This window comes from Achromobacter sp. E1, from assembly GCF_037039475.1.
Classification (GTDB): Bacteria; Pseudomonadota; Gammaproteobacteria; order Burkholderiales; family Burkholderiaceae_B; genus Achromobacter; species Achromobacter mucicolens.
On record NZ_CP146253.1, the window covers coordinates 3,158,070 to 3,170,610 of the forward strand.

At 65.8% G+C, this 12,541-nt stretch carries 11 protein-coding genes; 3 read left to right on the plus strand and 8 right to left on the minus strand.

Features of this window, described 5'->3' with window-relative positions:
* The first annotated feature begins 342 nt into the window (after positions 1-342).
* Positions 343-1,356, plus strand: a complete 1,014-nt coding sequence (locus tag V6V88_RS14590) for a hypothetical protein (protein WP_223575757.1) — start codon at positions 343-345, stop codon at positions 1,354-1,356.
* A gap of 21 nt (positions 1,357-1,377) precedes the next feature.
* Here the strand turns inward: V6V88_RS14590 and V6V88_RS14595 are convergent, their stop codons facing one another.
* The 4 genes from V6V88_RS14595 to proP all read right to left on the minus strand — a co-directional run bounded on the left by V6V88_RS14595 (position 1,378) and on the right by proP (position 5,936).
* Positions 1,378-2,550 carry a GGDEF domain-containing protein gene (locus V6V88_RS14595; protein WP_062841430.1) on the minus strand — a complete coding sequence of 391 codons (1,173 nt, stop codon included), beginning with the start codon at positions 2,548-2,550 and terminating at the stop codon, positions 1,378-1,380.
* A 224-nt stretch (positions 2,551-2,774) separates the two neighbouring features.
* Positions 2,775-3,254 (minus strand): VOC family protein, encoded by a 480-nt coding sequence (locus V6V88_RS14600; RefSeq protein ID WP_062841431.1) that lies wholly within the window; start codon positions 3,252-3,254, stop codon positions 2,775-2,777.
* Positions 3,255-3,422: 168 nt separating this feature from the next.
* Positions 3,423-4,301: a PhzF family phenazine biosynthesis protein gene (locus V6V88_RS14605; protein ID WP_062841432.1), complete on the minus strand. Its 879-nt coding sequence runs from the start codon at positions 4,299-4,301 to the stop codon at positions 3,423-3,425.
* A gap of 102 nt (positions 4,302-4,403) precedes the next feature.
* Entirely contained in the window at positions 4,404-5,936 is a 1,533-nt protein-coding gene (proP, locus tag V6V88_RS14610; RefSeq protein WP_056318474.1) for a glycine betaine/L-proline transporter ProP, read from the minus strand.
* Between the two features lie 24 nt (positions 5,937-5,960).
* On the opposite strand from proP, the gene V6V88_RS14615 reads away from it, so the two are divergent.
* Positions 5,961-6,152 (plus strand): hypothetical protein, encoded by a 192-nt coding sequence (locus tag V6V88_RS14615; RefSeq protein WP_230964997.1) that lies wholly within the window; start codon positions 5,961-5,963, stop codon positions 6,150-6,152.
* Between the two features lie 20 nt (positions 6,153-6,172).
* On the opposite strand, the gene V6V88_RS14620 is transcribed toward V6V88_RS14615, so the two are convergent.
* A complete protein-coding gene (locus V6V88_RS14620) occupies positions 6,173-6,577 on the minus strand; it encodes a RidA family protein (protein WP_062841433.1) in 405 nt (134 codons plus the stop codon).
* A gap of 142 nt (positions 6,578-6,719) precedes the next feature.
* Here V6V88_RS14620 and V6V88_RS14625 point away from each other — a divergent pair, with 142 nt between their 5' ends.
* Positions 6,720-7,637, plus strand: a complete 918-nt coding sequence (locus V6V88_RS14625) for a LysR family transcriptional regulator (protein ID WP_280000871.1) — start codon at positions 6,720-6,722, stop codon at positions 7,635-7,637.
* Between the two features lie 39 nt (positions 7,638-7,676).
* On the opposite strand, the gene V6V88_RS14630 is transcribed toward V6V88_RS14625, so the two are convergent.
* From V6V88_RS14630 to V6V88_RS14640, 3 genes are read right to left on the minus strand one after another with little or no spacing between them, the layout of a single operon-like run.
* Complete coding sequence (locus V6V88_RS14630; protein ID WP_280000868.1) at positions 7,677-8,828, minus strand: acyl-CoA dehydrogenase; 1,152 nt, start codon at positions 8,826-8,828, stop codon at positions 7,677-7,679.
* A 41-nt stretch (positions 8,829-8,869) separates the two neighbouring features.
* Positions 8,870-10,969, minus strand: coding sequence for an acetate--CoA ligase family protein (locus tag V6V88_RS14635; RefSeq protein WP_280000865.1), 2,100 nt, complete (start codon positions 10,967-10,969; stop codon positions 8,870-8,872).
* A 22-nt stretch (positions 10,970-10,991) separates the two neighbouring features.
* Entirely contained in the window at positions 10,992-12,347 is a 1,356-nt protein-coding gene (locus tag V6V88_RS14640; RefSeq protein ID WP_280000862.1) for an MmgE/PrpD family protein, read from the minus strand.
* Positions 12,348-12,541 lie beyond the last annotated feature (194 nt).

The following is a 12,541-nucleotide window of genomic DNA, read 5'->3' on the forward strand; positions in this document are numbered from 1 at the left end:
TCCGGTAACCCTGAGTATTGCCAAGGTAACAGGGCGTTAAGGGCCTTGTGCCCCTGCGTGGCGCGTCCCTTCCGTCGCGAATACCCCGCAATTCCTGGGCATACGCACGCCGGCGCCCGCCCTGGCCGCGGGCGCCGGCGGCATGCGCCGCCCTTCATGCCGCGCAAGAGTTGCCTTGACACCCTTCTCGCCCCCCTTCTATGGTCGAGCCCGCCGGTCGATTTGGCACTATTAATTCCCCATGCAGCCCGTCTTGCGGCGCCCACCCGCACCGCGACCCGATGGCGCGCGGGCGGCGACCGGCGATGGCTGCATATTGCGATAGAGAGAGAGAAGAAGGACATGGCGTCTACACGCAAGTCGGAAGGAAAGGGTTTGCGAACGGGCAACGCGGCAGCGGCCGCCCTCCTGGTGGCGGCGATCACTGCCGCATTCGCGGCGATGAGCCCGACGCCGGGCAACGCGGCGCAAGAGAAACCGGCAGCACCGGCTGCCGCAGCACCGGCTGCCGCAGTATCCGCTGGCTCGGCATCGGCTGCCGCGGAACCGGCTAACCCAGCCTCGGCCGCGTCCGCGCCCACGCCTTCCGTTGCCGCCAACGCGCAGGCTTCACTGCCCGACCCCGCATCGGTCCTCTACGCGATCCACCAGGTCGACAGCAAGGGCGCCGACTCCGCCGACGTGGCCAACGGCAGCGTGGCCACCTATTGGTTCGGCCACGCATTCGAACTGGATGGCACGCCGTACTACACGGGCTTCGTATGGGAAACCGCCGAACGCTATGGCAAGCCGGGAGAGGACGATGTCGGTCCGATGACGACGGTGAATCTTGCCGAGGCGACCTTCATCCGCGATCCCGCGTCGCCAACGAGCCCCTGGAAGTTCCGTGGCATGGAACCGACCATCGGCGAGTTCGGCGCGTACGAGCGGCCGCCGGAAGTCGACACGCGGCGCAAGCCGCGGGAATACCGCACGGCAGCCGGCAAGCTGCTGTTGGCGGTACCCACCGAGACGTTCGACAACGGCATCACGATCAGCGGCTACACGCTGCTCGTCTTCACGCCGCCGGAAAAGCGCCAGGACGAAGCCAAGGACAAGGTGTGGGCGTATGCGGGCGAGGTGATTGCCGGCGAGGACAACGGCCCGGCCTGTGCGGACGGCGACGTCATGCCGTGTACGCGCAGCGAAGGCGAACTGGTCTTTAGCGCCACCGGCACCGCCGACCTGCCGCGCGTGACCGTGCAGTTCTCCGGCAACACCATCTCCGGCCCGGGCAAGACCCGCAAGCTGGGCCCGGCCGACGCCGTCATCTACGCCTACGACGCAACGCGCAAGGCCTACGTGGCGCAGCAATGACCCCTGGGGCCTTGCCGCCAATCAAGCCGTGACCGGCGCGGGCTCGCCAGCCAGTTCCAGCCGGTTGCCGCCCATTTTCTTGGCCCGGTAGAGCGCCTGGTCCGCGATGGCCAGTGCGTCCATGATGGTGGGCGTGTCGCCCTCGAAGCGGGCCAACCCGATGCTCACCGTGGCGGCAATGCCGATGCCGTCCATCCGGTTCGAGACGGTGACCGCGAAACGCTCGGCCATGGCCTTGCCCAACGTGTGGGCGCCCTTCGCGTCATCCCCCCAGAGCAGCGCGGCAAATTCCTCGCCGCCGATGCGCGCAAGAATGGTGTCGTCACCCAGGACCTCGCGCGCGGTTTCGGCAAATGATTTCAGCACCTGATCGCCCGCCTGGTGTCCATAGCGGTCATTGACGGACTTGAAGTGATCCAGGTCGAACGCCAGCACCGCCACCGTGCCCCGCCCTTCCTTGCCGTTCAGGATGCGCGCGCCTTGTTCGACGAACCAGCGCCGGTTTCCCAACCGCGTCAGGTAATCGGTCTGCGATTCCATCAGCAGCTGGCTGTGGGTTTCGTCGCGGATGAGCTTGAGCAGCATCATCGGCAGCACCACGGAATACAGCACGCCTTCATAAATGGTGAGCTTGCCGGCCAGCGCCAGAACCTGGCCGCCGGACTCGGTTGCGAACCACGGCAGGACAAGCGCACGTGCCGCATACACGGCGGTATGCACCCCGGCAACCGCAACCACGATGTACCGCGAGCGCCGTGGCTTGAGCGCCTGGCAGCGCAACAGCTCCCAGGCCGTCAGTCCGCTGACGAGCGCAATCGGCACCGAGCTTACGTGCGTCCACATGACGTCCAGCCAGCGCACGCCGCCGATCACCCAGGTCAGCCCCATCCCGACCAGCACACAGACGGCGGTGCGCACATATCGCCGTCCGCTCAGCGCGGCAACGCCATTGAGCACCAGCAGGTAGCCACCCAGGATGACCAGATTGCTGATCGCCGCGCCGCTGACACCAGGCAGGTCGCGGCGGTACAGCGCTGCCGCGCAGCCGACAGCCAGCGTGGCGAATCCGGATGCCAGAATGCGCAGTTCCTTGCTGCGTTTGGGATTGGCCCGCTGCTCCCAGAACATCAGGCCGGCGCTGACAAGCAGTGTTCCGACTGCCAACAGGTAAAGAGTGAGAAGATCGACGTACATCTCGAAAGTCAGGAGATTTCGCCGAAATATCGCGGCGGCTGCGGGATTTTACGGGGCTTTCCCACGCGTGCAACATCCTTACCGGGGCCTGTCATCCGACCCCGGATTTTTGTTCTATCGACAGGTCATTCAGGCTGATACGGCCCCCAAAACCGGGGATTCCAATCCACGGAACTGGCCTGACGTTTCGGCGCACCCGCCGCCAGCGCTTGCAAACCGCGGCATCATCCCCGGCGCGCGGCTTCGATGGTCGCAATGTCGATCTTCTTCATCGTCATCATCGCCTCGAATGCACGCTTGGCAGCTGCCTGGTCAAGATCCGTGACTGCCGCGAGCAGCGCCCGTGGCGTGATCTGCCAGGACACGCCCCATTTGTCCTTGCACCAGCCGCAATCGCTCTCCTGACCGCCATTCGAGACGATCGCGTCCCACAGGCGGTCGGTTTCGGCCTGATCGTCGGTCGCGACCTGAAAGGAAAACGATTCGTTGTGCTGAAATGCGTCGCCGCCGTTGAGCCCCACGCAGGGAATGCCCATGACGGTGAAGTTGACCATCAGGATGTCGCCCTGCTGACCCGACGGGTAGTCGCCGGGCGCGCGATGGACGGCGCCCACCTCGCTGTCCGGAAACGTCCGGGCGTAGAAATTCGCCGCGTCCAGCGCGTCGCCGTCGTACCACAGGCAAATCGTGTTTTTGCTGGCCATCTTGCTCCTCCTTGGCAGGAAAGTGATGCGCTCAACCCTTGCTGCAATGCGCGACGTTCAAGCATAGTGCACGCGGCGCCGGCCGAAAACCGGGCACGGATCGCGCCTGAGCCGGACGCGTCAACGCCCGCCGCACCGATGCCGGCCGCCCCGCATGCCGGCGCACGTTCACAAGGCAATGCGGCCGTCGATGCACGTCACGGATTGCCCACCCACGCGAATGGCCCCGTCCGCACCGAACACGATGTTCAGCCTGCCCGACCGCCCCACCGCCGCGCCCTGCGTGCTGAGGTATTCCGTCCCAAACTGCTGCATTTGCCCCGCATCGCGGATGAACGCCGCCACCGATCCGTTGCCGCTGCCGCACACCGGGTCTTCGTTTGCGCCCAGGCTGGGCGCAAAGGCGCGCACTTCGATGGCGCTTTCCGCGCCTTCGCCGTACGCCCCATACACCACGATGCCGGCGGCCTGGTTGCGGCGGTCGAACTCGGCCATGCGGGCAAAGTCAGGGCGCAGCGTCAGCACGGCCTGCGCGCTGGGCAACTGCGCGATCGTCCACACCGGGCCCACATTGACGAGCTTGGGCGCGGGATCGTGCAGCACCGCCGAACCCAATATCCCTTCCATCTCATCGACAAGGTCCGCGCCAAGCTCGGTCAACTGGGCCGCGGGAAGCGTGAAGGCAATGCGCGGACTGCCGCCGGTGATCTCGGTAACCGACAGGTCGATCAGGCCCGCGGCGCATTCCTGCACCAGCCTGCCGCCGCGCGCCTGGACGATGCCGGCTTCCAGCAGCGCGTGCGCCGTTCCCAGCGTGGGGTGCCCCGCAAAGGGCAGCTCGGCCTGCGGCGTGAAGATCCGGACCAGATAGTCTGCCCCGGGCTGCGTTGGCGGCAGCACAAAGGTGGTTTCCGACAGATTCGTCCAGTTGGCGATGCGCCGCATCTGCTCGTCGGTCATGCCTTGCGCCTGCAGCACAACCGCGACCGGATTACCGCGATAGGGTTCGCTGGTAAATACATCCACCTGCTTGAATGGCATGCTCATGACCTGCTCCTTAACTTGAAGCGCCGCCCGGGCGCGTGCCGGGCGGCAATGGTGGTTCCGGTGATTGCCGCGTGCCGGACCGACACGGGTCCGGCACGCCGTTCATTCGATCCCTGGATGCCTGTCCGCCAGCCGTTGGCGGCGCACACGCAGCGCATCCAGCTTTTCTTCCAGCGCCGCGATCTCGGCATCGACGTCCTGCACGCTCTGTTCGATGTGCTCGTACGCCTGCTGCAACAGCACCTTGGCTTCCTTGCGGCTGGAGGCAGTCGGTGTCTCGCCCCGCAGCGGCCGGTTGGCGGTCTCGGGCAGGAAGAACGAGGTGATCAGCCCGATGAGCGACGCCGCCATCAGGTAATACGCCGGCATCATCAGGTTGTCGGTCTCTTCGACCAGCCACGCGGCCACGGTGGGCGTAAGCCCGGCGAAGATGATGGCCACATTGAACGAACTGGCCAACGCGCTGTAGCGGATGCGCGTCGGAAACAGCGCCGGCAGCGTGGAGGCCATGATGCCGATCAGGCAGTTCAGGAAAATGGCGATCAGCAGCAGTCCCAGGAAGATAAGGGCGGTGTTGTCGCTGCCGATCAGGAAGAACGACGGGATCGCGGTGACCAGGAGCCCCAGGCTGCCGACCAGCAAAAACGGCTTGCGCCCGACCTTGTCGCTGACGAAACCCACCACCGGCTGCACGAACAGCATGCCCACCATCACCACGACGATGATGAGCACCCCGTGGCCTTCGGTGTAGCCCAGGCTGCCCGACAGGTAAGTCGGCATATAGGTCAGCAGCATGTAATAGGTGATGTTGGTCACCAGCACCATGCCGATGCTGACCAGCAAGGCGCGGCGGTATTTGGCGAAGATCTCGCGGAACGACACCGACGGCTTTTCCTGCACGGCGTCGCGATCTTCCTTTTCCATCCGTTCGAGCTGCTGCGTGAAGGCCGGGGTTTCTTCGGCCGCATGCCGCAGATACAAGCCCAACAGGCCCAGCGGCCCCGCCACGAAGAACGGAATGCGCCAGCCCCAGTCCAGAAACGTCTGCTCGCCCAGCATGGTCTGGAGCAGCACGACCATGCCCGCGCCCACGACAAAGCCGGCTATCGAGCCGAAGTCCAGCCAGCTGCCCAGGAAACCGCGCTGCCTGTCCGGCGCGTACTCCGCCACGAAAACCGCCGCGCCGGTATATTCGCCCCCGACGGAAAAACCCTGCGCCAGCTTGCACAGCAGCAGCAGGATCGGCGCCCACAGGCCGATCGTGGCATATGCGGGGATGAGGCCAATGCAGAACGTGCTGATGGCCATGATGATGATGGTGAGCGACAGCACCTTCTGTCGCCCGAAGCGATCGCCCATGACGCCGAAGAACACGCCTCCCAACGGTCGCACCAGAAACGGCACGGAAAACGTACCGAGCGCGGCGATGGTTTGCACGGCAGGCGAAGCGTCCGGGAAGAACACCTTGCCCAGTGCGAACGCCACGAAACCGTAGACGCCAAAGTCAAACCATTCCATTGCATTGCCAAGCGCCGCCGCCGTGACGGCTTTCTTGAGCTTGGTGTTGTCGATGACCGTGATGTCGCCGATTTCCAGCGGACGGATCTCTTGCGACGACGTGGGGGTTTCTGCCATGGTGCGACATCCATAAAACTAGACATGCCGATTATGGACCCGATTTCAGCGATGGTCATCGATGCCAGAGCCCCCCAAGCCGCCGTGATCAGCATCACGCCATCGCGCTCCAAGCCCGATCGCGCCATCGTGGTCGTGGAATCGATCACATCGAATCAGCGCGACGAGGCGCTGCAGAAGCTGACGCGCAAGGTCGTCGTCTTCCGCAAGCCTTGATAAGACGCAGCCCCGCCCGATCAAGCAGCCGCGGCGTCGGGCACTTTGGCGATGACCTTGATCTCGAACTGGAATCCGTACAGCCAGGTGACGCCCACCGCCGTAATGTTCGGATACGGCGCCTCGCCCCAGAATTCGGGCACCACTTCCCACATGGTTTCGAACTGCGACTGCGGATCGACCATGAAGACCGTCACGTCGACGACGTCGTCAAACGACGCACCCGCCGCATGCAGGATGGCGTTCAGATTCCGGAAGGCCATCCGCACCTGCTCGCGCAGGTCGGGCTCGGGTGAGCCGTCGTCATGGCTGCCGACCTGGCCGGACACGAACAGAAAGCCGTTGGAGCGAACCGCCGGCGAATAACGGTTGCGCTCGTAGAGCGCATGGCGATCGGGAGGAAAAACAACGTCGCGTTTGGTCATGGCGTTCTCCTGGTGGTGGGCTGTCCGACAGCCCGCGTTGACATTGGGCAAACTGTAAAAGCGCCCGCCCCGCGGATAAACGGTCAACTGCAGCCATCACTATTTGTAGAATCCAAACAATCCCAATTCTCTTCGAGCAGCCATGGACAGATTCGACGCAATGACCGCGTTTGCGCGCGTGGTGGAAACCGGCAGCTTCACCAAGGCCGCCGAAACCCTGCACATGAGCAAGACGAGCGTGACGCAGCTGGTCCAGCAGCTTGAGGCACGCCTGCGGGTGCGCCTGTTGAACCGCACCACGCGCAAGGTCAATGTCACGGCCGATGGCGCGGCGTACTACGAGCGCGTGATCAAACTGCTGGCCGACATGGACGATGCCGAAACCAGCCTGTCCAGCGCCGCGGAAGCGCCGCGCGGCCGGCTGCGCGTGGACGTGCCCAGCCCGCTGGCGCGCATGGTGCTCGTGCCCGCCTTGCCGGACTTTCACGCGCGCTATCCCGACATCCAGCTCGACATGGGCGTCAGCGATCGCATCGTCGACCTGATCGGCGAAAACATCGATTGTGTCGTGCGCGGCGGCGAGCTGACCGACCAGTCCCTGATGGCCCGCCGCATTGGCGACCTGCAACTGGGTGTCTACGCCGCGCCCTCGTACCTGAAGCTGGCCGGCAAGCCCGCGCACCCGCGCGAGCTTGAAGACACCCACCACCGCATCGTGGGTTTTCTGTGGCAACGCACCGGGCGCGCGCTGCCTTATGCCATGCGGCGCGGCAAGGAGGTCGTCAATGTGCACGGCCGCTACGTGCTGGCGGTGGACGACGGCAATGCCTACCTGGCGGCGGGGCTTGCCGGCATGGGCGTGATGTGGCTGCCGGACTACATGTCCGCGCCGCACCTGGCCAAGGGTGAGCTGGTCCCGGTCTTCGAGGACTGGCGCCTGGACCCGATGCCGATGTACGTGGCGTTCCCGCCCAACCGCCACGTCAGCGCCAAGCTGCGCGCCTTCATTGACTGGATCGTCGAGGTGGTGGGCGCGTATTCGCCCGCGGGCCGAAGGTAATTCGCACCGCGCTGCTGCCTCGATCCTTCCCGCAACGCGTCAGCGCGGCGGGCGCTGCGGGAAGCTGCGCTCGAAGATTCCCTCGGCGATCCGGTTCTTCAGGATTTCGATGGATCCGCCCGCAATCATCCAGCCCCGGCATCGGCGCACGCAGTATTCGACCAGGGATTCACGGCTGTAGCCCAGCCCTCCCAGCACCTGCAGGGCGTCGTTGGCCACATCGAATCCCACCTGGTTGCAGTACGCCTTGGCGATGGCGGTCTCGGTCGCAGACGGAAAGCCGGTGTCCGCGCCGGTGGCGGCCCGATACAGCAGGAGCTGGGCCGCGTCCAGCTTGATGCGCATGTCGGCGAACTTCCACTGCAGTCCCTGGAATTCACACAACAGCCGGCCGAACTGCTTGCGTTGCATTGCCCAACTGCGCGCTTCTTCGTATGCGTAGCGGCCCAATGCAAGAGAGCGCGCCGTATTGCCGATGCGCTCGACGTTGAAGCCCGCGATCTGCTTCTTGAATCCGCCTTCGCCCAACACAACCATGTCATCCGGCACGAAAACATTGTCAAAGAAGATCTCGACCCACTCCTCGCCCGACATGAAGGCCGACCGCTTGCCGAGTTTCACGCCCTCGTCGCGCGTCCCGATCAGCACGGACCCGATGCCACCCGTGCCCGGCCCGAACCGCACATAGGCCAGGATGACACTGGCGTGCGGGCCGTGCGTCGTAAAGATCTTCGTGCCATTGATGCGCCAACCGCCCTCCGCGCGCGTCGCGCTGGTCTTCAGTTCCGTGACGGCCGATCCAGCATCGGGCTCGGTCATGCCCACGGAGATCAGCCCTTCGCCGGCCAAAAGTCCTGTCAGGTACTTCTGCTTTTGCAAGGGACTGCCATATTCGGCCAGCACGCGGATGGCACCGAAGTTGCCCGCCTGCACCACGTCCGCGCTGCGCGGGCACACGGACGCCACGGTCTCGATGGCGATGACGGCATCCATCAGCGACCCGCCGATGCCGCCATCATCCTGTGCCACGGTGATTCCCAGCAGCCCCTGCCCCGCCATCAAGCGGGCGATATCCCACGGATAGTCATCGGAATGGGCCCTTTCCACTGCGCCGGACCGCAACTCGCGGTCGGCGAAACGGCGCACGGCGGATTGGAATTCTTGTTGTTCGGGAGTGAGTTTGAAATCCATCTTGGAGTTCCTGAGGCAAGAGTTGAAATGCGGGCGGCCGATCAGCCAAGGCGGACCAGACCGTCGACGGCGATCACGCCGTCGGCGCGGACGAACAAGGGGTTGATTTCGGCTTCGTCGATGCGCACGCCTGCGCACAGCGCCAGGCGCGAAAACGCGGCGATGGCGCGGGCCAACGCCTCGCAATCGCCTTCGGGCAGGCCGCGAAAGCCGGAGATCAGGCGCGTCTGGCGGACCTCGAGAATCATGCGCCGGGCCTCGTCCACGTCGACGGGCGCCAGGCGCAACGAGTAGTCAGGCGTGAGTTCCGCGGTGATGCCCCCCGCGCCCAGCAGCACCGTCGGGCCCACCAGGGGATCGTGGCGGTAGCCCAGGATCAGCTCGATCAGGCGGTCTTCCATGGGCTGCACGAGAATGCCGTCGACATCGGCGTGCGGCGCGTGCCGCTCGACCGCTTCCAGCATCTGGCGTACGGCGGATTCCAGCGATTCGCCGTCGCGGATTCCGACGCGAACTGCACCCAATTCCGTCTTGTGCGCCAGGTCGCGCGAGCAGACCTTGGCAACGACCGGATACGGCACGCCGTGTTCGATTTTCTCCGGCGTGAGCAGGCTTGCTTGCACCACCGGGACGCCCACGGCACGAAAGAGCGTTCCGGCTTCGTACTCGTTGAGCATGCCGCTGCGGGGCAGCCCCTCGGGCCACGGCAGCGCCTCGCCCGACGCAGGCGGGCAGCCTGGCGGCGCAAAGAACACAGCCAGCGCGTCTGCGCAGGCCTCGGGACTGCGGAAGGCCGCGATGCCGCCTTCCTGCAGCAACGCCAGCGACGCAGGAGCCTCGGGCGCCAGAAACACGGCCAGCGGCTTGCCCGGCGGCTTGTCGGCCTGTAGCAGCGGTTGCACCGCCAGGCCGGGATGAAACTGCGCGGATGACCCGACGACGCTCAGCACGGCGTCGCACCAGTCGGCACGCAGCAACGCCTCGAGCAGCATCTTGTACTGGTCGCTGGTCGCCGCCAAGGTCAGGTCGATGACGGGCGTTTCACGGATCGTCAAACCGCCTTCCGCGATCTCGCGCACGAACTGGGCCGGCGGCGCAACGGCCGCCAGGCCGCGCAGCCCCAGGTTGTCGACCACGGTCGCCGCGCCGCCACCCGTGGTGGTAATGACCGCCACCCGCGCCACCGCCTCGCCCGGCGACGTGACAACAGCAGGACGGGCATGGCGCGCCACCAACGGCGCGATCTCGAACAAGGTTTCCAACTGGTGCACGCGGAGCACGCCGTGCGCCTTCAAGAATGCGTCCACCGCCACGTCGTTGCCCGCCATGGCGCCGGTATGGGATTGCGCCAGCGCATCGCCCTGTTCGGACCGGCCCAGCTTGTACGCCACGACGGGCTTGCCCGCAGCCTTTGCGCGCGCCAAGGCGCTGGCCATCGTCGGGGCGGCGCGCAGCGTTTCCAGGAACAGCAGGATGACCTGGGTCTGCCGGTCGTCCACCAGCGCGTCCACCACTTCTCCAACCGTGATATCGCTCTCATTACCCACGGATACCGATTTGGCGAAACCGAAGCCGCGCGCGGCGGCGCGCGATAGAAGCGAACCCATCATCGACCCGCTTTGCGACACCAGGCTGATGCCGCCGGACAGCAGCGTATCGGCCTCGAAGGCGGCGTTCACGGAAAGGATGCCGCCACTGTGCAGGTCCGCCAGGCCGATGCTGTTGGGCCCGAGCAGACGCAGCCCCAGCGCGCGCGCCTGGCGCACCAACTCGGCCTGGCGCGCCTGTCCGTCGGCCCCCGCTTCGCCGAAGCCGTCGGAATAGATCGTCACCACGCGTGCGCCGGCCCGCGCGCAATCGGGCAGCAAGGCCGCGACGCCATCACCCGGAATCATGATGAAGACGTGGTCCACGGGGCCCGGCAATGCGCCCAGCGAAGGATAGGCGCGCTCGCCCAGGATCTCCGCCCGGGCTGCATTGATCGGATAGATTGCGCCGGCATAGCCATGCTTGCGCATGAAGCGCAGCGGGCGCGCCGTGTTCTTGCGCGAGTCGCCCGAGGCGCCCACCAGGGCGACAGCGCGCGGGGACAGGAGCGCCTCGGCGAACGTGGAAGCAGAGCGGGAATGGGTTGGAGTCATGGAAGCAGAAGAAGGGAAAGGTTCATTGCAGGGGCATGTCGGCCGCCAGGCGCAGCGCGCGCACCGGCATGGCGTCCAGGCGCCAAATGGCGTCGCGTAGCGCATGCATGCGGGCGCTGCCCAGGACGGGCCCGGCCAGTTCGCCGAACTTGTCATTCAGGTCCGCGTCTGACAGCGGCGCTTCGGGGTCGCCCTTGCGGTACGGGCAATGGTGTTCCAGCAAATGGCCACCGCGCGAGGTGACGCGTAGCCGAGCCGCGCGCATCTTGGGAAAACCTGCCGTCAGGTCCGGGGCTGCACGCAGGTCCATGCATTGCATCAGCGCGCGCACGCGCGGATCGCGCAGCCGGCCTTCGCCGAAGGCATCCAGCCTGACGGATCCATGCACCAGCGCATGCGCCACCACGTAGGGCAGGCTGAACTTGGCTTCGAACGCCGTGGCAGGCTGGAAATTGCCCGTTACGTCGAGCGCGGTCTGGTAAGTCTCGACACGCAAGACGGCGATGTCGTCCGGCCGCAAGCCCTGCTCGCGCAACGTGAGCGCCGCGTCGATCGCTGCGAAGGTATGGCCGCAGCAACCGTGGTTCTTCTGCGTGATCGAGAGAATGTTGTAGCGCTCGCCCAGCCCCGCCAATGCCACATCCCAGTCCGGGTCGCGCGCCAGCGCGGCGCCAAATCCGACCTCGCCCTCAAGGATGTCCGGCACGCCAGTGATGCCGTGCGCTGCGCCCTGCCCGGCCCGCACGCCCACCGCGGCGGCATGGCCCGCGTGCAGCGCCTTGCTCATGGCGTCGGAGCGGAACGCCTGTTGCAGACCGCTCGCCAGCGTGCCGGCGGTGGCCAACGCGTGCAACATGACTGCCGCGTCTCCTGGCGCACACAACGCCGCGGCGGCAGCCGCGCCGCCGAAACAACCCACGGTGCCCGTGGTGTGGAAGTAGCGGTAGTGCGAGGGCTGCACCGCCGCGCCGATGCGGGTCGAGATCTCGTAGCCCACCACGATCGCCTGCAGCAGCGCGAGGCCGCTCACGTCATGCTCTTCGGCCAACGCCAAGGCGGCGGCGATAGTGGGGCAGCCCGGGTGATAGATCGCATCGCGGAAGATGTCGTCGAACTCCACCGCATGCGACACGCTGCCGTTGATCCAGGCCGCGGTGGCGGCAAACGCGGTGGTCGCGCAGCCAGGCAGGCTGGACGCGCCCGAGCCTAATTCCGCGCCATGCGCGCCCAGCAGTTGCTGGCACGGCGCGGCGCGGGTGCCGGGATACAGCGCCGACAGCCAGTCCAGGAACGCGCGCTTGGCGTAATGGATGACCTCCTCGGGCAGTCGACCTACGGCGTCTCGCGCGCCATAGCCCGCAATGGTGTCCAGCAGCATTCGTCCCTCCGCAGATTATTGCGGCGCAGCAGCCGCGCCGTTCGCTTCTGCCGATCACTCTAGGCGGCCCGGCTGCCCAAGGATTGATAAAAAGGAAAACGAGCGTTCTTGATCGGGAGGGGCCGGAATTGGTGAAAGTTGCTTTGCCAATTTTTCATACCGCCGCGCCGGCGCCGTCCGTAAGCTGCATGGCA